Source organism: Thioalkalivibrio thiocyanodenitrificans ARhD 1 (assembly GCF_000378965.1).
In the GTDB taxonomy this organism is placed as follows: domain Bacteria; phylum Pseudomonadota; class Gammaproteobacteria; order Ectothiorhodospirales; family Ectothiorhodospiraceae; genus Thioalkalivibrio_A; species Thioalkalivibrio_A thiocyanodenitrificans.
This window is the reverse complement of sequence record NZ_KB900537.1, coordinates 1-22,837: the sequence shown is the minus strand read 5'-3', so window position 1 is coordinate 22,837 and position 22,837 is coordinate 1. Positions and strand designations below refer to the sequence as shown.

At 59.9% G+C, this 22,837-nt stretch carries 22 protein-coding genes; 5 read left to right on the top strand and 17 right to left on the bottom strand.

Translation table 11 applies throughout. From position 1 onward, the window contains the following. Positions 1-217: 217 nt before the first annotated feature. The 4 genes from THITHI_RS0116250 to THITHI_RS0116235 all read right to left on the bottom strand — a co-directional run bounded on the left by THITHI_RS0116250 (position 218) and on the right by THITHI_RS0116235 (position 3,839). Entirely contained in the window at positions 218-622 is a 405-nt protein-coding gene (locus THITHI_RS0116250; RefSeq protein WP_156820668.1) for a hypothetical protein, read from the bottom strand. Between the two features lie 75 nt (positions 623-697). Continuing rightward, the gene (locus tag THITHI_RS19315) at positions 698-895 is read right to left on the bottom strand and encodes a hypothetical protein (RefSeq protein ID WP_018234155.1); all 198 of its coding nucleotides are present in this window, start codon (positions 893-895) and stop codon (positions 698-700) included. Between the two features lie 110 nt (positions 896-1,005). Beyond that, complete coding sequence (locus THITHI_RS0116240; protein WP_033337298.1) at positions 1,006-1,671, bottom strand: TSCPD domain-containing protein; 666 nt, start codon at positions 1,669-1,671, stop codon at positions 1,006-1,008. Positions 1,672-1,682: 11 nt separating this feature from the next. Continuing rightward, on the bottom strand, positions 1,683-3,839 hold the full coding sequence (locus tag THITHI_RS0116235; protein WP_026186436.1) for an adenosylcobalamin-dependent ribonucleoside-diphosphate reductase: 2,157 nt from the start codon (positions 3,837-3,839) through the stop codon (positions 1,683-1,685). Between the two features lie 357 nt (positions 3,840-4,196). Here THITHI_RS0116235 and THITHI_RS19310 point away from each other — a divergent pair, with 357 nt between their 5' ends. Continuing rightward, a complete protein-coding gene (locus THITHI_RS19310) occupies positions 4,197-5,396 on the top strand; it encodes a hypothetical protein (RefSeq protein WP_018234154.1) in 1,200 nt (399 codons plus the stop codon). Positions 5,397-5,436: 40 nt separating this feature from the next. On the opposite strand, the gene THITHI_RS0116225 is transcribed toward THITHI_RS19310, so the two are convergent. The 6 genes from THITHI_RS0116225 to THITHI_RS0116200 all read right to left on the bottom strand — a co-directional run bounded on the left by THITHI_RS0116225 (position 5,437) and on the right by THITHI_RS0116200 (position 11,349). Next, positions 5,437-5,751, bottom strand: a complete 315-nt coding sequence (locus tag THITHI_RS0116225) for a hypothetical protein (RefSeq protein ID WP_018234153.1) — start codon at positions 5,749-5,751, stop codon at positions 5,437-5,439. Positions 5,752-5,995: 244 nt separating this feature from the next. Further along, positions 5,996-6,826 carry a crotonase/enoyl-CoA hydratase family protein gene (locus THITHI_RS0116220; RefSeq protein WP_018234152.1) on the bottom strand — a complete coding sequence of 277 codons (831 nt, stop codon included), beginning with the start codon at positions 6,824-6,826 and terminating at the stop codon, positions 5,996-5,998. 147 nt (positions 6,827-6,973) lie between these two features. Then, positions 6,974-8,572 (bottom strand): ATP-binding protein, encoded by a 1,599-nt coding sequence (locus tag THITHI_RS0116215; RefSeq protein ID WP_083908791.1) that lies wholly within the window; start codon positions 8,570-8,572, stop codon positions 6,974-6,976. A gap of 95 nt (positions 8,573-8,667) precedes the next feature. Beyond that, positions 8,668-9,786: a DUF7146 domain-containing protein gene (locus THITHI_RS19905; protein WP_018234150.1), complete on the bottom strand. Its 1,119-nt coding sequence runs from the start codon at positions 9,784-9,786 to the stop codon at positions 8,668-8,670. An 82-nt stretch (positions 9,787-9,868) separates the two neighbouring features. Continuing rightward, positions 9,869-11,026: a hypothetical protein gene (locus THITHI_RS0116205; RefSeq protein ID WP_018234149.1), complete on the bottom strand. Its 1,158-nt coding sequence runs from the start codon at positions 11,024-11,026 to the stop codon at positions 9,869-9,871. A gap of 128 nt (positions 11,027-11,154) precedes the next feature. Beyond that, positions 11,155-11,349, bottom strand: a complete 195-nt coding sequence (locus THITHI_RS0116200) for a hypothetical protein (protein ID WP_018234148.1) — start codon at positions 11,347-11,349, stop codon at positions 11,155-11,157. Positions 11,350-11,647: 298 nt separating this feature from the next. On the opposite strand from THITHI_RS0116200, the gene THITHI_RS0116195 reads away from it, so the two are divergent. Beyond that, on the top strand, positions 11,648-12,100 hold the full coding sequence (locus tag THITHI_RS0116195) for a hypothetical protein (RefSeq protein WP_018234147.1): 453 nt from the start codon (positions 11,648-11,650) through the stop codon (positions 12,098-12,100). Positions 12,101-12,140: 40 nt separating this feature from the next. Here THITHI_RS0116195 and THITHI_RS0116190 read toward each other — a convergent pair whose 3' ends face one another. Continuing rightward, the gene (locus THITHI_RS0116190) at positions 12,141-12,350 is read right to left on the bottom strand and encodes a hypothetical protein (protein WP_018234146.1); all 210 of its coding nucleotides are present in this window, start codon (positions 12,348-12,350) and stop codon (positions 12,141-12,143) included. Positions 12,351-12,581: 231 nt separating this feature from the next. Here THITHI_RS0116190 and THITHI_RS0116185 point away from each other — a divergent pair, with 231 nt between their 5' ends. Next, positions 12,582-13,913, top strand: coding sequence for a hypothetical protein (locus tag THITHI_RS0116185; protein WP_156820667.1), 1,332 nt, complete (start codon positions 12,582-12,584; stop codon positions 13,911-13,913). A gap of 26 nt (positions 13,914-13,939) precedes the next feature. Here THITHI_RS0116185 and THITHI_RS20675 read toward each other — a convergent pair whose 3' ends face one another. Beyond that, the gene (locus THITHI_RS20675) at positions 13,940-14,539 is read right to left on the bottom strand and encodes a ribonuclease H family protein (protein WP_156820666.1); all 600 of its coding nucleotides are present in this window, start codon (positions 14,537-14,539) and stop codon (positions 13,940-13,942) included. A gap of 25 nt (positions 14,540-14,564) precedes the next feature. After that, positions 14,565-16,394 (bottom strand): single-stranded-DNA-specific exonuclease RecJ, encoded by a 1,830-nt coding sequence (gene recJ, locus THITHI_RS19300; RefSeq protein WP_198005654.1) that lies wholly within the window; start codon positions 16,392-16,394, stop codon positions 14,565-14,567. A gap of 247 nt (positions 16,395-16,641) precedes the next feature. On the opposite strand from recJ, the gene THITHI_RS19900 reads away from it, so the two are divergent. Then, entirely contained in the window at positions 16,642-17,268 is a 627-nt protein-coding gene (locus THITHI_RS19900) for a helix-turn-helix domain-containing protein (RefSeq protein ID WP_018234142.1), read from the top strand. Positions 17,269-17,306: 38 nt separating this feature from the next. Here THITHI_RS19900 and THITHI_RS0116165 read toward each other — a convergent pair whose 3' ends face one another. Next, a complete protein-coding gene (locus THITHI_RS0116165; RefSeq protein ID WP_018234141.1) occupies positions 17,307-17,594 on the bottom strand; it encodes a hypothetical protein in 288 nt (95 codons plus the stop codon). Positions 17,595-17,742: 148 nt separating this feature from the next. Between THITHI_RS0116165 and THITHI_RS0116160 the strand changes: the two genes are divergently transcribed. Further along, positions 17,743-18,339, top strand: a complete 597-nt coding sequence (locus tag THITHI_RS0116160) for a hypothetical protein (RefSeq protein ID WP_018234140.1) — start codon at positions 17,743-17,745, stop codon at positions 18,337-18,339. A 16-nt stretch (positions 18,340-18,355) separates the two neighbouring features. Here the strand turns inward: THITHI_RS0116160 and THITHI_RS0116155 are convergent, their stop codons facing one another. The 3 genes from THITHI_RS0116155 to THITHI_RS0116145 form a co-directional block, all read right to left on the bottom strand. Next, positions 18,356-18,727 carry a hypothetical protein gene (locus THITHI_RS0116155; protein ID WP_018234139.1) on the bottom strand — a complete coding sequence of 124 codons (372 nt, stop codon included), beginning with the start codon at positions 18,725-18,727 and terminating at the stop codon, positions 18,356-18,358. Between the two features lie 10 nt (positions 18,728-18,737). Then, a complete protein-coding gene (locus tag THITHI_RS19290) occupies positions 18,738-20,042 on the bottom strand; it encodes a DNA topoisomerase (RefSeq protein WP_156820665.1) in 1,305 nt (434 codons plus the stop codon). Between the two features lie 116 nt (positions 20,043-20,158). After that, complete coding sequence (locus THITHI_RS0116145; RefSeq protein ID WP_018234137.1) at positions 20,159-21,559, bottom strand: hypothetical protein; 1,401 nt, start codon at positions 21,557-21,559, stop codon at positions 20,159-20,161. Positions 21,560-22,837 lie beyond the last annotated feature (1,278 nt).

The following is a 22,837-nucleotide window of genomic DNA, read 5'->3' as shown; positions in this document are numbered from 1 at the left end:
CTGTCGAACGGCCTTGTCTATGTATAGGGAGTGCCGCGCAGACTGAGGCAAAGGCGGTGCGCGCAATGCGGAGCGCCTTGGGTTGGTGCGGGCGAAATGGGAAATTCTATGCGCCGGATCGCAGGCCCAGGCAGAGAAAAGCCCGCAATCAGAAAGACTTGCGGGCCAGTAAAATGAGATAGAGAGGTGTCTTTCTGGTGATCTCCACCAGTCTCCGTCAATACTCGGCGGGGGAAATGTCCTTGGCCTTGAAGTGCTCTGACGCGAGATCGTAGATGTCGCTCAGAGAGACCTGCACGGAGTCCTTGCTCGTGGTGTGCATCGCTTTCGCAAAACCCGTGATGATCCGGGCCTTGTCATGACCAGCCTCCATGATGATAAAGATCTGATCAGGATCCAGGAACTCGACGATCCGTTCGAAGGCGAAATCCTCCTCGACCCCCTCGTTATCGAAACACATCCCGACAGGCCAGTCCCCTTGTTCGGTCAGCGGGACAAGGCAATGACGCCCCTTGCCGTCGCTGTGGATGTCGAAATCGCAGAAGTTACCGAGATAGGCATTGAGTCCGTCCATATCTCGAATCCGCACATAGTTGCTTCGGGCTTTTCCTTCCCAACTCATACAGAAACCTCCAATTCAATTGAAACCTTGCAGTAAAACACCACTGCTCTTGCCGGGGCTCAGCGCGCGAAAGTGCTACTGGTTGACCCCGCAGAGATCCTCCTGATCACCTGAGACGGTCAGGCCTCGAAAAACCACCTCCGCAGCCGAGGTAGCGTAATCATCACCCTGGGCGCAGAGACGCTTCCCGAGATCATAGCCTTCCTCGCTTGGCGCACCGAACCCGTGCGCGACGACATAATCGTGAAACGTGTCGCGATCCAAAACCTCCATAGCATTACCCTCCGTTTGATGAAAGTTTAACCGCCTTGCTCTATTGGTATAGGGGATCAGAGACGAAAAACCCCTCCACACAAGGTGGAGGGGTTGAAAAGTGCTAGTTCTTAGCCACACTTTGAGTCGCCGCACGCGGTGCAGGTATCGCACCCATCCATGCGGATGACAGCCTTGGTGTTGCACTTCGGGCAGAGCCTGGCGTTCTTCAACGCTGGATCAGACTCACCCTCGCCTTTCACGGGCTCTGCGGACTTGCCGGCGGCAGCAAGCTTGGATTCGATGAACTTCTTCTGATGCTCATCGAGCCCTTGCGCTTCCAGCAAGCCGATCGACTGCAAGTGCGTCTCCAGGATGTGGCCCAGTTCGGCCACAAGTGACGGCATGTAACGCCCGCCTTTCTGGAAGTACCCGCCCTTGGGGTCGAACACCGCCTTGAGCTCCTCGACCAGGAAGGTGCAATCCCCGCCCTTTCGAAAGACCGCCGAAGCGATCCTTGTCAGCGCGACGATCCACTGGAAGTGCTCCATGTTCTTCGAGTTCACGAAGATCTCGAAGGGGTAGCGCTCCTCGTGGTCCGTGCCTTCATTGAGGACCACGTCGTTGATGGTCACATACAACGCGTGCTCGGTGAGCGGCGTCTTGACCTTGTACGTGGCGCCTTTCAGGCACTCCGGGCGCGCCAGGCGCTCGTTCATCTCCTCCTTGGCTTCGGGCTTGGGCTCTTCGGGCTTCTTGACTTCGAAACCCACGATCTTCTCAGCAATCTCTCGCATGTTGATCTCCGTTAGTGGCGGCCGTAATACCCTTCCTTCAGGGCATCGTAGAGATTGGCGGCCGTGTGGGTTTCTCCGTCGTACTCGATCATCTCGTTCCCCTTGGCCTCGACCATCTCGCCGTTGGCGAGCTTGAACACATAGGTCGTGTTGGCCAGGTCATCTTCACGAACGAGTACGCCCTGGTGAGCTTCCGGATTGAACCTGAACGTGGTGCAACCCTTGAGCCCCTGCTCATAGGCAAACAGGTAGATGTCCTTGAAGTCCTCGTACGGGAAATCCGTGGGGACGTTCGCGGTCTTCGAAATCGAAGAATCCACCCATTTCTGTGCTGCGGCCTGAACCTTGACGTGATCCAGCGGGGCAATAGAGTCCGCGGTAACGAACGACTCCGGCAGCACGTTGCCGCTTTCAGCATCCGGGCTCACATCCGCCTCGGGATTGACCATGTGGCGATATGCCAGCAGCTCATACGAGAAGACAGGCACGTTCTCCTTGGACTTTTTGCCAGGACGGATGATGTTGCGCCAGTAGCTGTGAGCGAAGCTCGGCTCAATGCCATTGCTGACATTGTTGCCCACAGACAGGGCCATGGTGCCGGTCGGAGCGATCGAAGTGTGATGGGTAAAGCGGCATCCGCACTCCGAGAGATCCCGAATCAGCTGCTGGTCCTGCGTGGTGAGCTTCTGCATGTACCGAGAGAACCGGGCCCACAGCACCTTACCCTTGACCATATCGCCGACCTCGAAGCCGGCTTTTGCCAGTTCCGGGCGCTGACGCATCATCTTCGGCGTGATCTCGAACTCCTCTTCCATGATCGGCGCCGGGCCCTTCTCCTTTGCAAGCTCAAGGCCTGCCCGATAGCCCTCGAGGGCCATCGTCTTGGAGACCTCATCCGTCAGGATGACGGAATCATCGGACCCGTACTTGATGCCCAGCATGGCCATCGCAGAGCCGAGGCCCAGGAAGCCCATCCCGTGGCGGCGCTTTCTCATGATCTCGGCCCGCTGCTTTTCAAGCGGCAGTCCGTTGATCTCGACCACGTTGTCCAGCATCCGGGTGAAGATGCGCACGACTTCACGAAACTCGGTGAAATCGAAAAACGCATTGCCCGTGAAAGGATTCTTCACGAACTTCACCAGATTGATGGATCCGAGCAAGCACGCGCCATACGGCGGCAGCGGCTGCTCACCACAGGGGTTGGTGGCCCGAATATCCTCACAGAACCAGTTGTTGTTCTGCTCGTTTACCCTGTCGACCAGGATAAAGCCGGGGTCTGCGTAGTCGTATGTCGAGTTCATGACCATGTCCCACAGATGGCGCGCCTTGATCGTGCGGTAGATGCGACAGGCAACAAAACCGGTCTCATCGTGCACGACATACCCGTCAGTGACGGTCCAGTCACGCCACAACACCCGACTCTCGTCGTTGAGATCGATACCTTCATGGTCGATCTCGGCCTGGGTGAGCGGAAAGACCAGGGGCCAGTCCGAGTCACTCTTGACCGCCTCAACGAAGGCGTCGTTGATCAGCAGCGACAGATTGAACTGGCGCAGCCGACCGTTCTCCCGCTTGGCCCGGATGAAATCCAGCACATCCGGGTGCTGAACGTCGAACGTACCCATCTGGGCACCCCGACGGCCTCCGGCGCTGCTCACGGTCTTACACATGGAGTCGTAAATATCCATGAAGGACATCGGACCCGATGTGGTGGCACCTGCGCCCCCGACGAAGGCGCCCTTGGGGCGAAGCGTCGAGAACTCATAGCCGATGCCACAACCGGCCTTGAGCGTCATCCCTGCCTCGTGGACCCGGTCCAGAATGCTCGACATCGAGTCGAACACCGTGCCGGACACCGTGCAGTTGATGGTGCTGGTCGCGGGCTTATACGCCTGGGCGCCGGCATTGGCCAGAACACGGCCGGCCGGGAAAGCCCCTTTTTTCATGGCATAGACAAACCGCTCGTACCAGTGCTCACGGACCTCAGGGGCTTCCACGTCAGCGAGTACACGCGCGACACGCTTGAAGGTGTCTTGCACGCACTCATCGACGGGGTTGTTGGCCCGATCCGTGAGGCGATACTTGCGGCGCCACGTGTCGGCAGAGGCCTCCTGAAGGGGAACCTCCGACTCCACTGCGCTCTTTTCTTCTTCGATTACGGCATTCATTCAATTCTCCTTGGGTGTTGACCTCAAGAGGTATAGGGAGAAACGAGGCGAGGTCTGGCGTTTGCTTGTGCCGGGCCCGCGGCCCCGGGTGATGGCTGTTGGCGTGCAAGAGCCCCTTGCGCCAAGCGCCCGGGTCGTATCAGGGGTGGTCTGCTGTATAGGGAGCTTCCTTGCGTATCGCCGTGGCGGCCTGGCTGGGCAGGTGAAAGCCCCGGCATCTCATAGGGTTGATGCGCGCTCTCGCCTCGACTCGGCGAGGACAAAACCCCGGGAGGCCCCTCACAGACTCCGATCGGGCTTGCCGGCGCTGCGGGCGGTGAATTCGCTATACGATGCAGGCCAGAACGGAGAAAAGAGATGGAGTTGATTAGCAAGATGATCCCGGCCTCTCGTATCGGAGAGGTCACCAAAAAACTCAAATCCTGGCAGTTGCGGGCCAAGAAGCTTGGCATGGAGGCGCTGAGTTTCAAGATCGGACCACCCCAGCCGAGCACCTTCAGGATGCTCACCTACGTGGAGACGGCTCACGGACAGGAGCTTCGCTCTACAAGGGTCAAGACCATGGGGTGCCTGGTGGAGGTGACAGGAGAGCCGCCGTGCATCTATGGTTGGCAATTGCTCGCCAAGATCGATCACGGTGAGCCGATCCTCTCTTCGAGGCTCAAGGTCACGCCTGGGTCGTTTAATCTGATCCCGCCGGCATACAAGACGACAGGCCCCTTGCCTGAGGGGTACTGCGAGCACTGTCACACCAAGCGTGCCCGAAGGCACCTGTACCTGCTCCACAGGGAAGGTAAGGTCATGCAGGTGGGCAAGGGTTGCGTCAAGGACTTCATCGGCCATGGCTCCGCGGAGACCCTGCTGAGACGCACCGGCTTTCTCGAGTATCTCTACTCCTGTCTTGAGACGCTCGAGGAGATCCCCGAGGGAAGTGGGCCTCAGTACGAGCACTGCTTTTCGGTGCGTGATACGATCGCGTTGGCCTGGCTGAGCATCACCAATCACGGATACGTATCCAAGGCGCGTGCGGAAGAAGAGCGCTCAATGAGCACGGCGCAGCGAGTGGTGCAGATAATGCCGAGCGCCGGGACGGTGCTCAACGATGCACTGCTCGAGATCGCCGACAAGATCATCGAGGAGATCAAGGCCGCAGGAGAGGCGCAGAACGCCAGCGAGTTCGCGCAACGGGCCGCCTACCATGTCGGATTCGAGGAGGTGGGGCAGGAGCACGGCCTGGGTGTCTTGTGCGGGGCGGTGCAGGGCTACATCAGGGCTCAGAGCCAGGAGCACGTCAACCAGTCCCAATGGCAGGGAAAGGTCGGCGATAAGTTCTCCGGGGAGCTCAAGCTCGAGCGCACATCCTGTTGGGAGACCGCCTTCGGCCCGAAGCGGCTCTACGTCTTCTCGGACGAGTCAGGAAACTGCTTCGTCTGGGGTACTTCCAAGTACCTGGAGGGCGATCAATCCTACCGGATCAGCGGCAAGATCAAGGAGCACGACGAATACAGAGGCGTCAAACAGACTGTGCTTACCAGATGTAAGGCAGAGCCTTGTTAAATCAAAGCCCTCCCCGGGAAACCAGGGAGGGCTTGTTCAATCATGCTGCGAGTTCGGCCACGGCGTTCAGGATGTCCTGGTGCGTAAGCGTGCCGGCGACTCCTTTCTTGTAGACGCAAGCCCTCGCTTCGCCAGTCAGGTCGTCGAAGTCACGCCAAAGATCCCCGTGGATCTTGACGCGATTGAGCGCCTGCTTGTAACCCTCCTCGCGCGTGATGAAGAACACGGTGCGAGTCTCGCGATACGGCTCGTGACCAGTCACATGGCGTGTCGCGGTGCTGGTCAGGTTCTCATGAACCTCGAACGAGAACACCTCGTCATCCTCGGAAATACCGATGATCTCAAGATACTTCATGCATCCTCCTAGCGTAAATGCGTAAGGGCCTCGATGACCATCGCCGGCGAACGCCCGCGATGGTGGGCACGCCGGGCCCTGACTGTCGATACGGCGCTTGGCCGCGGCCGGCGTACTCGCGGAGCATTCCAGAGGTTGATGGGCGGGAACGTCAGCTCCGGCCATTGAATCTTCACTCCCATTGACACTCTCCTCTCTTCAGGTCTCAAGAGATGTAGAGAATCCCGCTGGAAATGAGGGCCGATCAGAGATGATTCTGGCGAGAAACAATCCTACCCATCAGCTTGAGGTCGCGCTCAGTGAGGCGCATGGCGGAATCCACCCACAATGTGACCACATCGGACAGGGAGGAGGCGGGGACCTGGTCCAGGTGCCCGCCTATGCGGCGAATCGCGGCAGCCCCGCGGGCGTAGGCGCGCTCTGAGCGGATGTATTCCTCGACCGCTTCGCTGCCCTGCCCTCGAGGCGCCAGCACATCCACCACCCCGCGAGCGTGCAGGTCTTCCGCGCTGTAGAGCTCTCCGCTGAGCATCAGCTGCTCGGCCCGTTTGACCGGCAGCCGGCGGCTGAGCATGTGGTATGCGCCCATGCCCGGGAAGAGATTGAACAGGACCTCCGGGAATCCGAGCTTGGTGCCTTCTTCGGCGATCAGGACGTGCGCTGCAAGCGCGGCCTCGAATCCTCCGCCAAGCGCGTCGCCCTGGACGAGCGCGATGGTCGTGGCATGGCCCTGCAAGCCGCTGGAGTTCGCCGTGACCATGCGCAGACACTTCTGCCCGTACTCCACCAGACCGCGGTAGTTTCGCTCGCGAACCAATTGAGCGAAGAGATCCAGGTCGCCGCCGAGATTGAACACTCCCGGGATATCCGAGCAAAGAACGAAGTAATGCGGCTCAGACTGGAGGGTAGTCACCTCCTTGGGGATCCTCGTGCTGACCTGGCTGAGCTCGCCCAGAAGTTCGCTTGAGAAGCAGGGGCGTGGGTGCGGGTGCAGGCGGCACCAGTAGGTGCGGCGCTTGTCGTCGTAGCTCAGCGTGAGGTGCTTGAAGGTGTTCTTGTTGTTGGTTGTGCTCATCGTGTCACAGGGTTTTGTTGGAGCCCTGTGTAGGGAAAAAACAAGTCAAAACGTGCAGCGCCTGGCAAGGCGCGATACAGGAGAAGGCAGGCGAGATAGAAGAGAAAACCCCGCCGGCCGAGTATCGGCTGACGGGGTGAGTGGAAATTACCGATTCAGGACAAAGGTCCTGATGCGATCGCGCACCAGCGTTTCGATGCGCTTCTCTCCTGAGGTTCTGCGAAAGATCCTGGTCAAACGCATATCTTCGTCGACAAATCGATCGCCGTGGCCGCTGACGTTCATGTGTGCCAGCTCGTGGATAGCGAGATCGACAAGATCCCCTATCAGCCACCTCTTTGGCAGGGTGTTCGGGTTCAGAAGAACCTGAATCAGATCTGCCCTCTTGCGAAGCAACGCCTCGACGCTGTTATGCGGGCTGTAAACGTACCCGCTCTTGATGTGAGCCTCGCCGAAGAAAGGCTCCGGGCCATCTACGGTCTTCCTGAAGCTGTAACGCTCGTCGACCTTGGAGAGCCCGCGGATGACTTCGCGTACAGCCACGTCCCAGTAATGCGCCAGCTTCGCGGTCTTTGACTTGGCGAGATCCTTGCGGATGCCTGAAAAGACCGTTCGGTGCTCGCTGAGATCGAGCTGCGCCGTCGTAATGCAGAAGTTTTTCGGATACCTGCTGGTATCCAGACGGCGAAATCGATCCAGGACCTTCTCCAGTCGCGTGCGATTCTTTCGCTCAAGCGTCGCGAACGGGGAAGTGGCCGGCATGCCAGTAGACGGCGTCTCGGCGAGAGGCGGCGAGGGCTCCGTGTTCGGTGCTGTAGCCAGCGCGGCGACGACCGAAGCATCCACTCCCGAGCGGCTTCCTGCCGGCCCCTCAAAGGCCGAGAAAGGCTCGGAGAGGTTCGAGGGGTTGAGCACGAGATCCAGCGGGTCTTCAAACTTAGCAGACAAGCTGGCCTTCTCAAGATCCCCAACCATCTCCGCCAGGCGGCGCTGGATGCTGCTCTTGAGCCCGTCCCGGTTGGCAGTCAGAACCTCCGTGGAGGGCCTGCCAAGATCCAGGACTCCGACAAACGCGGTGGAACTTGAGCTCCAGACCACGTGCTCGAACATCGGCAGGCCTCGCGAGCGAACCCAGAGGATCGTATGAGAGCCGCCGTTTTCCTTGAACCGAATGCGCCCGAGATCGGTATTGACCGTCATCGGGTAGCGCTCGGTCGACGGTTCGCACAGCTCGCCATTGTAGAAAATCTGGCACTTGCGACGGGGGTGAAAATGAGACACGAACGTGCGCAGAGCACGCGAGATGTCGTAGAGATCGACCCCGCTCATCAGCACAACCGCCTTGGTGCCGCTGTATGGGAACTCGGCGAGCTCGTACTGATACTCTCCGCCGGCGCCCCTTACGAGATGCTCTCGGGTGTGGATCTCATAACGAGTGTGCGCAAAGAACAGAAGCGTCTTCGCATACCCGAAGCCACCAACCGAATCGGGATCATCCTTCTCACTGGCCCCCAGGCAAAGCAGGACATTGAGCAGGCGGCGGCGATCCATACCCTTGCCGTTGTCACGCACGGCGACTTCGATCCCACCATCGACGCTGTCGGCCGTGATGTGGATCTCGCTTGCGCCGGCATCGTAGCTGTTTTGAACGGCTTCGCGAAAGAAAGCGAAAGTCCAGTTCTGGTACTCGAGCTTGGCTTTGGCGAAGAATTCGTGTGGAACCTTGACTCTGCCGTGATTCATCATCTACTCCTCTTTGTTGACCTTACGAAGGTGTAGAGAAAAAGCAGAGAGATCCGCACGAAAAAACCGCCCACGGGGTGGGCGGTGAGTGAGAAGCGTTATCGGTTAAGCAGGACCTTCGTGGCGTAGCTGAGCAGTCTTTGCTCGGGCGTGCCAAGGGCGTCCAACCAGTCTTTGCCCTCTGTCAGCGGGCAGACGATGAGCGAGTCGCGCCATTCTGTCTGCATCCGCTCCCAGAGCAGGCGGCAGTTATGCTCGCTCGCTCTGCGGCGCGTGGTGCGGTTGAATCGATCGTGCTCTCCGCAGATCAGCACCTTGTTGACCGCCATGGGCAGCTCGACCCTTCGCATGCCGCCTGCTGAAAGGCAGGGCCAGACAGGCAGGCCGGTGACCTGGTGGACAGCCAGTGCCGATTCGATGCCTTCGCTCAGCGCCAGCACATTGCCGGGCTCGAACAGATGGATCGCGGCAGTCGCGGCTGCGCCCTCTTTCGCCGTCACCATCTTTCGCGAGGTCAGGATCTCTCCGGTCTCGGGGTCGACGATGGTGGCCTTCCCGGGTTTCTCGGGATCCAGATAGGTCGCGTGGCGTCCTACGACTTCACCATCCACGTTGCGGATAAAGGCTACCATGGTCGGGTACTCTCCGAGCACCACGCGGCGGCCGTTCTCCAGCCTGTAATAGTAAGGCGCACCAGGCAGGTATCGGATCTCGGAAGGCCAGGACGAAAGTCCAAGGCCTCGAGCGCGCAAGTACAGATCGACAGGGTCCCCGGAGACAATCTCCCGCGCCTCGCGCTGCTCACGCTCGAGCAGTTTCTGCATCGAGCGATTCTCGCGCTGCTTCTTGGCGGGGCGTCGCCTCCTGGGCTTTCTCGGTTCAGGCTCAACACCCTGGAGGTGTTGGTTGAACAGCTCGATCAGCGGTTTGTAGCCATCGAAGTAGACGGACTGCTCACCGCCGCGGTAGTTGCGCAACGTCGCCGTCGGGTATCGTATCCCGGTCGGGGTGTAGCGCCACTCGCCCTTATAGGAGACCTTTCCCTTGTCAGATCGCTCGACGGCGGTGGCCTTGTGCCAGGATTGGTCAAGGAGATAGCCCTCGCCCTCCTGGATTCCGACCCCTGAGGCGACCTCGTCGAGATACTGAGCAAAGTCATTCTCGTTGAGCGTCTCAGAAAATGCCTTGAGGCGCTCCAGTCTTTCCTCTTTGGTCATTCTTCCCATGATGTTCCCTCTGATTTCATGCCTACAGAGGTATAGTCACCATGGGACGGAAATCACGCATACGCGCTGATTTCTAGTGGATTTTCGGCGCCGGGCAGCTATCGTCGTTTCGGGCGGCGATGACGGTCTCGAGCGGGATACGCTCAGTGAGCCCCAGATATCGGTCGAGGAAGGTGATGTTCTCGATGCCGCGGGCGCGCAAGGCCGCCCGAATAAAGGCCTCAGCGTCTTCGGCGGACTCATCTCGCAGGATCCACTGAAATTCCATCATCCTGGAGAGGTCTTCATCGTATATGTGGAGCACGAGCATATCGGAATGCTCGCCCCCATCGTGAAGCGTGAGCAGGCACTTGAGGTCCGCGGGCGGCGCATAGAGATACTCCTCGAGAGAGTCGATCACGCTCCCCAGAACCTCGAGCGAGCCAGCCACGTGGAGGTTTCGCTGCGCCTCGACAAAGGGCGCCGGAGGAAGGAAGGTGATTATCTTGCCGAGCTGGCCTTCGAACTCACTAGCAACAGACGTGAGCCACCTCTCAAGGTCTGGTCTCTCGCGCGCCAGGGTGAGGTTGGTGAAGGGTTCGAACTCGGAGGCCTCCCGGTCAATCAGGATCACTCCGATCCAGTGACAGAACTCGGCGAGAGGCGGGCGTTCACCCTCGTCCGGGCACGACATGGGGATGAACAGATCGGGGAGTTCGCAGGGGGAGTTCGACGCCGTGTTCACGATCTGCGAGACGATCTGGAACTGATCGGAGGGGAGCATCTGATCCAGGGCTTCTTGCGTCACGAGGTGATTGAGCATCATCAGACGGTGGCCGGCGCCGAGGGCGCCACAAGCCCGCAGGCCCTTCATGAGGCCCTCGGGCGTGGAGATCTGATAAGGGGCGACGCTGTAGGCGTATGCCTGGCTGCCGGGCTCAACGATCGCCGGGAGACTGATCAGGCGGGCGGAGAAGCGCTCATCGAGCACCCGGTTGCCGATCCAGTAGTTGAGGCTCTCGAGAATGAGCTCCACGGCGTCGATATTCGTGCTCGAAGTCATCGCCTCGCTGAGCGCCCCATCAAAGCCCTGATTGAGGGTGTTGAGTACAAGCTCGTCGAGCCGAGTATCAGGACCGATGTCCTGGGGATGGGTCTTGGCGCAGGCGGCAGCTTCGGAGACCTCGATAAGGGCTTGTGTGAGCGCAGGGATCTGCTCGTGCTCTGCGTCGAAGTGGTCATCGTGATACATCGTACACCTCTCAGTGCGGGGCGAAACGCCGTTGTCCTGTGTAGCGAATCTTTCGTGCGTTGAGCAAAGGAGCGCTCGGCAGGCACACGCACGCAAAGAAGCCGCCCTCAATGGGGCGGCTTAAGGAATTACACGATCTCGTTGAGATCCTTGTGGTCGATGGGTTGCGCATCGATGACCCCGACACGGATCACCAGGAACCTGCGCCGATCACCGGCCTCCTCAAACAGGAGGCCCGGGGAGCTGGCGTTCTCGCCCAGGCTGTCAAGGACAGAGTCCAGGTCGGAAACGGCTTCATAAGGAAGCGAGCCTTCGAAGTCCACGACCAGGCGATGTCCTTCGACGCTGACCGCTCCATTGAGGACGGCCCCGAGTCTGGTGCGCGCGATTTCGAGGTCCTTCGGAGAGCAAACCCCTTGAACCTTGACCTTGTATGTCCCCTGCGTGGATTGCCCACCCAGGAGTTTCGGCAGTGCTTTTCTTCTCACAAAAACCCTCCATTTGATGACGGGCCTCTTAAATGTAGGGAAAAAGACCAATTCGCTCGCCCAAGGGCCTGATCAGAAAGGATTGTGGCGGTCGCTATACGTTGCAGATCCGCAAATAACGAGGAGAGTGACGATGAGGGCATTCGCATATCTGGTACTGTTCGCTGTAACCGCCGCGCTTGGTTATGCGGCAGTCGTAGAGGCTCACGCATGGGCCTCGGGCGCCATCAGCCTGACCACCGCGGGCGCCACAAAGGCGGCCATAGCCGGGCTCACCGGGCTTGCCGCCTGGGGCGTTGGCGCATGCTGCTGGGTATCCCTCAAAGGAATGTGGGATGAGGTCAAGGATGACGCCGAGGCATGCCTCGGTGAGGACGAGGGCGTGGATCTTCAGGAGATGGAGATTTCCGAGGAGATCGTCCTGGAATCCTCGAAGGAGGAGATCGATGAGTTCGAAAACGAAGTATTCGATCTTCGTTTCAAGGAGGAAGAGGAAGTCGACTTCCAGGGGCTCGAGAAAGAGCTCAAGAAGGAGGCACGGAGGCTTGTAAAATCACAGGATCGCGATGCTTACGGGGACTTCTAAAATCCCCATCATTCAAACACGGGCCCTCCCTGGGCCCGTTTTACTTGCCTGACCGGCGAGCGCGCTCCTGGCGAATGATGTCTTCCGCGAGATCAAAATCACGATCGGCGGCGGCCAGTGCCGCGCGGCGCATGTAGTGGTGCGGCGGAAGCTCCATGGCGGCCTGCACCATGCCTTCAGCCTTCGCGCGCCAGCGGATCTTCAGATCGCGCTCGCGCTTGTGTTTGTTGAAATCGATTACCGTGCTCATTTTCAATCTCCGATGCGCCTGTCTTTGGGGCGCGGTTGTCTGTGCTCACATCTCCCTCCTGCTCTCGACGATGACAGACAAAGTTTCTTCTATGGTTCGCATAATAGCACTGCTATACTTTGCCTGTCAAGCAACCTTGACCTAGATATGGGGCCGGGGCCGTCTAAAGGGCACTATTGCTTGTGTATGAGGTGAGCGCCCTTGAGAATATAGGGCAGCCAAGGTAGTGTTTTGAAACCGGTGGTCGGTGAATATATGCCGCTCATCCCCGCCGGGCAGGAAAGGATAGGAGGCGCAAGGCCCATGCTTTCTGAGAATCCCCTCGAGATGGATGCGCGGATGTTTCGTGCCATGGATCAATGGCGCATCAATAGCGGGCTCGATCCGGTATTCGCAGGACTTTCACCGGATGACATGCAAAGGCTCGGCCAGTTGCCGGCGCCGGTGCGCGAAGAGCTCTCAAGGACCGCGGACCAGTTTCTCGAGATGTTCCCAGGCCAGGCGGCCAAGGACATGCTGGCCCTGTTCTCTGACCCTGATCTCGACATAGAGCGCTGCTACAACCGCCTCGCCCTGGCGCACCCTCACGTCATCCAGGTGATGATCGACCTCGGGATCCTTGGGCAGCAGGCAAGCGGAAAGAACCTGGGCGTTCTCGATGCCACTATCATGCCGTTTCGTTACCGGCTTCAGGGCGGGACCCTGTTTCAGCTGACCGATGAACTGAATATGGCGCTCGAGAACACGGGGATCGCGGAAGATACGCCAATGGCCTATTTCAAGGCCCCATATCCGAGCATCTACATCCGCTTCGGCGAATCACCCTGCTCCAACATCGCCCTGCAAAACCAGCAATCCGGTCGCCACGTGCTCGAGGGTGCCTACGTGTTCGAGGTGAGCGTGACCCCGCACGATCGGGAGGGGGCGTCTCTGGAGAAGGCCGAGAGGCTCGGCATCGATGTAACCCAGCCCTATCGCGTGATCGATCTTCTGTTTATCGGCTCCCCCGCAGGGAAGCGCAATTTCTCCGACGATACGACCCTCAATATCAGCCTCCTGGCTCAGGACCCTGAAGAGACTGTCGGGGCGATGTTCGAGCGCCACATTGCGCACTACGCGATTTCACACGATGACGACACCCCGTGGTTCGGGGGATTGGCCGAGGAGGACGTGTCAGAGTATCAGGCGGCCGTGGGGCACGTGGCGAAAGCCTTGCTGTTCTTGAATTCGAGCTCGGTGCGCAAAGCGCTGAGGCGGGATCGATCGGAGGCCGAGCAGGCGCTCTCAAAGCTTCGCTCCGCCTCGAAGATCAGAAAGGCCAAGCGCCGCGCGCTTCGGCTGTATGATTATGTCGAGGTGACGCCCGGCGTGAGCATTCGCGAGGCGCAAGGGCCGGAGGCTGGTACGCGGGCCGTAGCCACGCATTGGCGGCGCGGACACCTGAGGCAGCAATCCTACGGGCCGCGGCGTACTCAGAGGAGGTTGATCTGGATTGCGCCAACCATCGTGAAGGCAGACAGGGCGCTCGAGGGGTCAAGAAAGCCGTACAAGGCGGGAGTCTGAGCGCAGGCCAGCCGGCCCTTGGGCGCTCACTTTCTTCCGAAATCGGCCGGGATCTCCCCCCACTGCCGGGTATTCCACTTCGACAGCTTGATCTGCGGGTGCCGCTCGAGCAGCGACTGGATCTTTGAGACCGTATCGCAGATGCGCCGGCGCTCGGCCACCTTCTGCCCCACCCGGCCCGTGGCGATCCAGCCGAGCGCGATCTGCGAATCTGTCCAGATGAGGGTTTCCCGGGAGGAGATCGCCAAATGGATGGCTGCCTCGATACCGGAGAGCTCGGCGAAATTGTTGGTGCCAAACCCGAGGTCCTGATGACGCAGGACCTCGCCATGAAGGCTTGTCACCTGGTATTCACAGGGTCCCGGATTGCCGCGCGTGCCGGCATCACAGCAGATGCCGCGGGTGGGACGGCCGGTACTTGTTGATATAGCGCGTGCTGCGGCTGAGCCGGACTTTGATGGGGGTTGCCCCATATCGTAGAGCCGGACCCGCGCCGCTTCCAGTGAAGGCGCCCCTACGAAACGGAAAGGCTGCCCATGCACAAAGGCTTCGCACTCCGGCCACGAATGGAAAACATGCTCCCTGCCGGCGGCATCGATCGCGAGATAGAGTTTTGCTTTCGCCATTGCGCGGATGTTTCCTCTCTGAGGGCTAGAATACGAGCTCTTCGGCGTAAACCCCTCTCTGAGGCGGGTCCTGCTCAAGGGACTCGCTCTCTGAAGAGCTTAGCGCCTCCAGGTGGCGAATGATGAGCTGGAGCTTCTTTGTTTCACGCCACACGTTCACGTCAAGCTGGTAGACCAGGCGGACCGTCTTGTATTGCGCCACCGGATCACCCGGCTCGATCGCATGGAAGTAGATTCCGTCGACAGGCGCCTCCCCGGAGCGGGTGGCGATCAAGAGCTTCAAATGGCGCTCCGCGACAACCTTTTGCCCGACTACGAAGAACTCGCCGTGAAAGACAGGCTCAGGAAAGCCCTGGCCCCAGGGGCTGGCGTGCTTGATGAGCTCAGCGGTTTCCGTGTTGAAGTACTCAGGCTCAAGCTCGCCATCGGTTTCGATGGACCCTGCTATATCCGCGGCGCTCAGCGAGGCGCGCACGCGGGCGTCGAACATCTCGGAGAAGCGCTCAAAGTCGTATTTTCTGATGGAGAGCCCGGCGGCCATTGCGTGCCCGCCGAACTTAAGCAGCAGACCCGGGGCGAGGACATCGATATCAGCCAGGGCGTCGCGCAGGTGCAGACCCGGGACCGAGCGGGCTGAACCCTTGATGACCTCCCCTTCCTCATCAGGCGCAAAACAGATCACCGGACGATGGGTGAGCTCCTTCAGGCGTGAGGCGACTATCCCGACCACGCCCTGATGCCAGTCGGCATTGAAGAAGCACAGGCCATAGGCATCGAGATCCTCGATCGCCGGGAGCGTCTCGAGCGCGCTGGTCTTCATGTCCTGCTCGATCTCCTTGCGGGCGCTATTGAAGGCGTCGAGCTCCCGGGCAAGTTCGCCAGCCTCTTCGGGATCCTGCGACAGCAGGCAGCGCACCCCGATGGTCATGTCATCAAGCCGCCCGGCGGCGTTTAGGCGCGGGCCAACCGCGAACCCCATGTCCGAGGAGACGATCCGAGGCGGGGCGCGCTTTGCCAGCTTCAGAAGCGCGCCGATCCCAGGGCGCACGCGACCGCTGTTGATCATCGCAAGGCCAAGGCTTACCAGCGTGCGATTCACGTAATCGAGCGGCACGACATCTGCGATCGTGCCAAGGGCGAGAAGATCCAGCAGGCGCAGCAGGCGGGGCTCCGAGCCCTCAGGGTAATACCCCTGCTCGATACGATGATTCTTCAGTGCCAATAATGCCATGAATATCACCCCGCACCCGGCGATCGCCTTGGAGGGGTATTCGCAGCCTGGCTGGTTGGGGTTGATGATCACATCAGCGCACGGGAGTGACTCGGGCGCGAGATGGTGGTCCGTGATCAAGAGCTTGGTGGGGTGATCGAGGGATCGTACGGCGCTGGCGCCGGCGTGGCTGGCGATTCCGTTGTCGACCGTGATGATCAGATCAGGGCGAAGCTCTGATGCCTTGGAGACGATCTCGGCGGATAGCCCGTAGCCGTAAGTGAATCGGTCTGGAACCAGAAAGCCGACATGCTTGGCGCCCAGCTCACGCAGCCCTTCAACCGCGATCGCGCAGGCCGTGGCGCCGTCGCAGTCGTAGTCGGATATCACCAGGATGTTGCCGTCCCGATCGATCATCTCGTTGAGCAGCGAAACCGCTTCGCGCATGCCTTTCATGCGCAAAGGATCGGGCAGTCTGGCGGCAGAGAGATCTGCCTCTGATGCATCCAGGATGCCCCGGTTTTTCAGCAGGCGATCCATCAACGGATGGGCATGCACCTGGCTTGAGGGGTGGAAATCGCCTGCCCGGGAGGTCGTAGCCTCAGCGTGGCCGGGCGGGTTGCGATCGAGAATTTGAAGGGCCATAGGTATTTCTTCTTCTGGATTGCAAAGTATAGCACATGTATGGGCTGTACGCGAGGAATACCGGAAAATTCCTGTTAAATCAGAATAATAGAGAGGTGGCGGTGTCCGAAAATCCCCAGATTGACTAAGGTAGACGTATTCTAATATGATGAAAAGATGTAGCGCCAGTGTATATCTGTGAACTTTATGGCCCAAAAGAATATCTAATCACCGAGGATTAAACCGAGTAGTACACGAGGGTATTGTTATGGATAAGAGACTTGAGATCATCAAAGGCGGAAAGGACGGCCGGCGTGACAAGGTCGCCACCACCAAGGGGCAGAAGCTCGAGAGGGTCGCCTGGACGACGATGTCAGATGTCGATATCAAGCGCACCGGTGCCACCCTTCTGGCGATGCTTTTCCAGAAAGCCAACGAGCGGGGCCTTTCTCTTCGAGAACTGGCCGACGAGCTCAACGTGACGTACGGATACCTGTCACAGTTGCGCACTGGCATTCGCCAGATCACGGCGATCTCGGATGAATTCGCCACGAGCTGTGCGGCGTTTCTCGGCATGCCGAGGATCAGCATACTGCTCGCCGCAGGGCGGGTGACGACGGCGGATTTCACGGAAAGCCCGCAGACCTTCGAGACCCACCTGGAGAATGCGTTGCGTTTCATTCAGCGCGACCCGGACTGGGGCCCGATGTTGCCGCCCGAGATCTTCTCGGCATCACTGGCGATGAAGCAGTTCGTCGTGTTCGCCTTCGAGAAGGCCACCGGCAGAACTCTCGTCGACATTCGCGTCGAAGTGGAGAGCCTGCTCCAGTGGGCCAAGAAGCAGGAAAGGGAAGAACGAGAAAGGGCCAAGAGGCAGGAAAAGGAAAACAAGTAAGTGGCTTTTCCATGACCCGTCCACCGCGGCGGGTCTCTCTAGTCTTCAAACATCGGCTCCATTGCGACCAGGACTTCTTCGAGCAGCTCGCCCAGCGCCCAGCTCCGTTGACATATCTTGTGAACCTGTTCTGAATATCCATTCGTCAGATCAGCAAAGATCTGTTCGCGCAGATAATTGCTCATGGCATCAGCCTTTGCGGGGTTGCGGCGCGTGAACTGTGTATCGTCGAGATACGCGCCGGCGAGAAGGTAGGATTCCTCGCGAGAAGCAGTTACAGGGTCCTGGCGGGAGAGGAGAAAGAGGGACTTGTTCACAGAATCCATGATCAATGCTCCGGTATGTTTGGAAGTGTGAATCGCTTCACAGTAATGCGGGCTCGGTAAGGATACTAGGTGCACCCTCTTTTTCTGACAACCCCGGATATACACTTCAATGCCGCTTTCCATGGGAAAGCGTGAGATTATTTGAAAGATGAAAGAAATCAAGGTGTTATGTTTTCAGGCCCTGGTCAAACTGGTCAGCGCGGAGGAGCTTCAGGCGCGCCAGGAGGCTATTCGTGAGCTGTTCTGTGCGGCGCTGGGCCTTGCGACGCAACGCGGGCATGGTTTTGATTTTTCCTCTCTTGAAACCTATCTGGAGCAGTCGGAAGAGTTTGCTCAGGAGATGCGCGTCCATCTGGAGACGGTTGCTCGCCTTGCGGAGGCCGATTACATCCTGAGCCGAAACAATAAAGGAGAGCAGGACGAGCAGCTCTTCCAGGCGGCCGGCATCATCAACGCAGAACAGCTGACCTTCCCCGTATCAGAGAACCGCTCCAAGTTGCGGTGGGTGCCCGGCCGCGGGCTGGTGCCGCAAGCAGGATCGCAAAGCGTGGGCGACCTGCTGGTCGAGATATTCAGGGACAACAGCGAGACGCACAAGCTGCGCAGTTGCCGGGTGTGCGAGAAGCTGTTTCTCGCCAAGCGCCTTGATGCGAAGACCTGTTCGCCAGAGCACGCCTCTCTTTGGAGAAGCAGAGCCTACTACCAACGAGCGGGAAGCGGAGACAAAAAAACCCCGCCTCAGTGAGCGCGGGGTGGGAATGCTAGGCGATTCGAGCCGAATCCCCCGAGGGCTCGTCTGGCCCGTCGATCACGTGGATCGATTCCTGGAGGCGACACGCCTCCGCCAATAGATCCTGAATGCCCCAGCAACCGGATGCCAGAGCATTGGCGTCATCTGCCTCGCCTCGGCGCAGGGCCATGAACAGGCCGCGCCGGGCGATTCCCTTGAGCTGTCGAAGCTGTTCCGAAGGAATGCCGATCTCCTGGGCCCACGGCTCAAGGTCGAGTACCTCGCAAACGGAGCGCAGATCTGAAAGCGAGATCGCGTTGGAATTCTCCAGCGCCGCGATCCTGCCGGTGAGCGATCGGTAGATACTCCGCCCTTCCTCGATGACATTGCTCTGAACTTGCATTATCACTCCTTCACTGAATTTGGATAGCCGACCAACCTGGTTCTGTGATTTCCTTTCCCGTAGCAAGAAAAAGAACGCCATTGGCATCCATCTCGATGCGCGTGGCGTTATAGCGCCGATCAGGCGCCATTGCTTGCATGAACCGTATAGCGATCAATTCGTAGAGTTTTGCCTGCGCACCGGTCAGATGGCGTTGTTCGCCGGTGGGGATGATCCCGTGATGATCCGTGAGCTTGCTGGCATCGAAGGTGCTGTCACGCAGGGTGACCCCTTTGGATTCGAGCGTGGCGCACTGCTTCGGGAACATTTTCTGTAGTGCGGCCAGGATCCTGGGGACCTCATCCTTCAGGGAAGGGTCCAGGTGAGCGCAATCCGTGCGCGGGTACGTGATCACCTTCGCCTCGTAGAGCGCCTGGGCGCCGTCCAGGGTCTGCTGGGCCGTCAGGCCGAGCTTGGAGGCAGCGACCTTCTGGAGCGCCGGGAGCTTGAAGGGCAAAGGCGCGCCATCAGCCCCTTTTGTCTTCTTGACGCGAAGAGGCCCCTGCGCGCCAGATGCCTGCTTTTTCAGCTTCGTGGCGAGGGCCTTGTCGGTGATGCGATTTTCACCACTGGGCGCGTGCATGAGCTTCAGGCGGTGTCCGGAGGCGGTCTCGACCTCGGCCTCCAGCTCGTAGTAATCGCTGGAGACGAAGTTCTCGATCTCCAGGTCTCGCTTGACCACCAGGGACAGCACAGGGGTCTGTACGCGCCCGACAGGGGCCTTGTGGCCGACCGAGAGGGTGGCCGCGCGGGACAGGTTCATGCCATAGAGCCAGTCGGCGTGACTGCGCGAGAGCGCGGCCTGATAGAGAGCATCCTTCGCGGAGCCCGGGAGAAGGTTGGAGAGCGCATCGCGAAGCGCCTTGTCGGTGAGGGCGGACGCCCACAGGCGGCGAGTCTTGCCCTTGTACCTGAGATGCTCGAGCACCTCACGGGCAATCAACTCCCCTTCGCGTGCGGCGTCCGTGGCGATGACGACCTCGGATGCGGACTTCAAGGCCTTCTTGATGACAGTGAGCTGCTTGCTCTTGCTCTTGACCACCTCGTGTTGCCAGCTATCAGGGACCATCGGGAGGAACTCCCAGCGCCACTTGCTCCACTCCTCGCGGTAGGCGTTTGGCTGGGCCTGCTCGAGGAGGTGACCGATTACCCAGGTCACGATGTCTCCGGAGCGGGTTTCGATGTAGCCTTCGTGGCGCTTGGCGATGCCCAGAATGCGGGCGATATCCCCACCCTGGCTGGGCTTCTCTGCGAGGAACACTCGAGGTGCTGGCATTCAAATCTCCTTAAAGGTCTCGGACCGCTCAAGGATGTAGCGAATAGATCAAGGGTGTGGACATGCGGGGAGAAAAAAACCCGGGCACAAGGCCCGGGTGAAAGAACACATGACCGCTACGCGGCTTTCTTGACCTTGTCGCCGAGGCGAATGGAGGTGCTCGAAGCGCCTTCGCGACGGCCCTCTGCGTAGATCGGCAGGTGGGAGACGATCCCGTACTCCGGGTGTGTCACCCACATGGCCTGGGTCGGAGGCTCGTAATCGAAGTTTGACGTGTAGGCATACTCGTCATACCCCTTGAGACTCCCGTTGACGATCAGGCCATCAACGGCCCCGTATGCGTGCCAGTGGCCCATGATGAGATAGTCATAGGCATCCCCCACGTTGCCGGCGCGCTTGCGCTTGCGGTAATCCCCGCGCATCAGCGTCGGCCACTTGCCACCGATACCGCCACCGCCCCGGAACTGATCGCCATGCGTCAGCCGGAACGTGGTGTCGTACAGGTCGAACTGAACATCGGTGGCGTCGCTGATACCCATGATCACGTTGGGCACATCAACCAGGCCGCGGGCGACCAGGTTGTAGACCAGCCAGTCGAAGTTGTCCTGCACGCGCCCCTTGGAGGTCGGCTTGCGGTCAAGGCGACCATGATTGCCGACGACCGCGGGCACATACACCTCGGGGAACTCCTGAGCGAGCATCTTGATGCCCGAGATGAGCTCATCGGACATGGTCAGCACGGTCTCAGTGATCGGCGCGTCGTTGGTGCGGCGCAGTTCCTCGTGAATCATCCCCGAGACCATGTCCCCGCCGAGCGCCACCACGATTCCCTCATGGTATGCACCTGAGCTGTGGTTGAGCAGCAGATCCGCCGCAGTCGTGAAGGTGCGTCGAGCGCGTGCCACCGCGATCTGGTGGTCGTACTCGTTCATCCCCTCGATCTGCTTCGGATCCACGAACTCGTCCCAGTGCCAGTCGCTGAGAAACAGCGTGGCCCAGCCGGCGAGATTCTGACCACGCTTCCTCGCGACCTTCAGCGGGCGCGCCTTCGGGCGAGCCTTGGCCTGCTGGAGCGTGTCCATGATCATCTCTTTGAGCTTCTCGGAGTTCGAGGCGCTGCTGCGCAGCAACTGGATCTCCTTGCGAAGCACCTTGATCTGCTCACGCAGGTGATGCTCCTTGCTGTCACCGATGACCACCTCCTCGGCGGTCTCGATCAGGTCGTCCAGATACACGTCGAAGGTGTGTCGGCGTTTGCCGCCCAACTTCGTGCGGTAGTCCGTCTTGCGGGGCACCAGGCCGGCCGCAATCAGGGCCTCCTCGTGTTCCGGCCCCAAGACCTCCGACAGGATCCCGCGATCGATGTGAAGCGTGCGCTTCCCACTGGTCGGGTCTGTGCGGATCACCCCGAGGATGCCATCATCCCAGGTACGAACATCCGAGTCCTCGCTCACGATGAACTCATTGGCCAGCTCGATCCAATCCTCGAGTTTGGTCAGCACGTCGATCAGATTCATATTCTCTCCAAGTGCTTGGTTGTGGTGTATGTCTCACGCATCAGAAACAGACATCAGGATGTGGTGTCTAAAATCCCAGGGAAATCACCCCCCTACTCCTCGATTACCACTGATTATTATTAGGGACCTCAGCCACGCCCCCCTGACCTCCCAGATTTCTGATGCTGATTGCCTCTAGTTCTGCCCTCTTCGCTCGTGTATAGCGACAATCCCGGGGCGTTTACCGTGGGGCACTTGGCCGGATCGTTTCCTGCCCGGCTGGCGCCGGTAGTTTTAGAGAGTCCCGAAATCCCAGCGAGTCCCGCCTGCTGCCGGTCCCTTTAGCCGATGCCAGTTTTTCTCGTCCGCGGCTCCTATTGCCCGAGGGGGCCTTCCGAGGTGTCGTTGCGCCGGAGCCCTGGGCGTTTGGTGGCGAATTCTCGGTGTGGCGATCGGTGCCGGTCTGGGCATGGGCCCTGGGGCTCTCTCGCGCCTTTCTCCGGCTCTTCTGCGGTAGCGCGCCGGGAGGTGTTGGGTGGGGGCTGGGGCGTTTGCCGTGGAGGTATGGGGTGGGGCGTGTAGGCGGGAGGGATGGGCTTCCCCCGTGTGGGCGGTATGGCTCTGCGGGCCCTTGCGGGCCAAAACCGCGCCCGTGTGGGTCGAAGGGGGGGACCCGGGCGGGTTGAAGGGGCGCTGTGCTCGAGGGTGGTTGTGGCCGGGGCGTACGGGTGAGGCCTGGGCGTTCTCGTGTGGCCGGGGCGTACGGGTGAGGTCGGGGCGTATTGGCGGGGCTGGAGCGTACGGGTGAGGTCTTCGGGTGGGGCGTGGCCTTGCCGGGGGGGCATGCGGGTTCGGGTGGCGGGTTGCCCTGGCGGGGTGGTTTTGGGCTGGGCATTGGGCCGGAGGGTTTCCTGTCCGGCTGTCGCCGGATGCTAAGAAAGTCCCGAAATCCCAGCTGCTCCCGCCTGCTTTCTGTCTCTTTAGCCGATGCCAGGTGAGGGGTTCCCGGGCTGCTATTGCCCGAGGGGGCCTTCCGAGGTCTCGCTGCGTCTGGGGTATTTCTTGCGCGCATCTAACCTGCCCTTGCGTGGCGCCGGGGAGGTATTGGGTGGAGCCGGGGCGTTTGCTGCGTGAGGTATTGGCCGGGGCGCTGGGGTGGGAGGTATGGGGTCTTTGCGCGGAGGTATTGGGCTTTATCGGGTGCGTTCTTGGGTGTGGGGTATGGGCCGGGAGGTGGAAGGCGTGAGGGGGCTTCGCATGAGGGGAATACCCTTCGGGGAGAACGGCGGGGGGGGTTGT

Coding starts and splice junctions, on each gene's coding strand:
- THITHI_RS20675 (WP_156820666.1), bottom strand. CDS start 14,539: ATGGCGAAAGCAAAACTCTATCTCGCGATCGATGCCGCCGGCAGGGAG.
- THITHI_RS19290 (WP_156820665.1), bottom strand. CDS start 20,042: ATGCCAGCACCTCGAGTGTTCCTCGCAGAGAAGCCCAGCCAGGGTGGG.
- THITHI_RS0116145 (WP_018234137.1), bottom strand. CDS start 21,559: ATGAATCTGATCGACGTGCTGACCAAACTCGAGGATTGGATCGAGCTG.
- THITHI_RS0116165 (WP_018234141.1), bottom strand. CDS start 17,594: ATGGATTCTGTGAACAAGTCCCTCTTTCTCCTCTCCCGCCAGGACCCT.
- THITHI_RS0116225 (WP_018234153.1), bottom strand. CDS start 5,751: ATGAAGTATCTTGAGATCATCGGTATTTCCGAGGATGACGAGGTGTTC.
- THITHI_RS0116195 (WP_018234147.1), top strand. CDS start 11,648: ATGAGGGCATTCGCATATCTGGTACTGTTCGCTGTAACCGCCGCGCTT.
- THITHI_RS19900 (WP_018234142.1), top strand. CDS start 16,642: ATGGATAAGAGACTTGAGATCATCAAAGGCGGAAAGGACGGCCGGCGT.
- THITHI_RS0116250 (WP_156820668.1), bottom strand. CDS start 622: ATGAGTTGGGAAGGAAAAGCCCGAAGCAACTATGTGCGGATTCGAGAT.
- THITHI_RS0116160 (WP_018234140.1), top strand. CDS start 17,743: ATGAAAGAAATCAAGGTGTTATGTTTTCAGGCCCTGGTCAAACTGGTC.
- THITHI_RS0116155 (WP_018234139.1), bottom strand. CDS start 18,727: ATGCAAGTTCAGAGCAATGTCATCGAGGAAGGGCGGAGTATCTACCGA.
- THITHI_RS0116220 (WP_018234152.1), bottom strand. CDS start 6,826: ATGAGCACAACCAACAACAAGAACACCTTCAAGCACCTCACGCTGAGC.
- THITHI_RS19905 (WP_018234150.1), bottom strand. CDS start 9,786: ATGACCAAAGAGGAAAGACTGGAGCGCCTCAAGGCATTTTCTGAGACG.
- THITHI_RS19310 (WP_018234154.1), top strand. CDS start 4,197: ATGGAGTTGATTAGCAAGATGATCCCGGCCTCTCGTATCGGAGAGGTC.
- THITHI_RS0116190 (WP_018234146.1), bottom strand. CDS start 12,350: ATGAGCACGGTAATCGATTTCAACAAACACAAGCGCGAGCGCGATCTG.
- THITHI_RS0116205 (WP_018234149.1), bottom strand. CDS start 11,026: ATGTATCACGATGACCACTTCGACGCAGAGCACGAGCAGATCCCTGCG.
- THITHI_RS19315 (WP_018234155.1), bottom strand. CDS start 895: ATGGAGGTTTTGGATCGCGACACGTTTCACGATTATGTCGTCGCGCAC.
- THITHI_RS0116240 (WP_033337298.1), bottom strand. CDS start 1,671: ATGCGAGAGATTGCTGAGAAGATCGTGGGTTTCGAAGTCAAGAAGCCC.
- THITHI_RS0116235 (WP_026186436.1), bottom strand. CDS start 3,839: ATGAATGCCGTAATCGAAGAAGAAAAGAGCGCAGTGGAGTCGGAGGTT.
- recJ (WP_198005654.1), bottom strand. CDS start 16,394: ATGGCCCTTCAAATTCTCGATCGCAACCCGCCCGGCCACGCTGAGGCT.
- THITHI_RS0116215 (WP_083908791.1), bottom strand. CDS start 8,572: ATGATGAATCACGGCAGAGTCAAGGTTCCACACGAATTCTTCGCCAAA.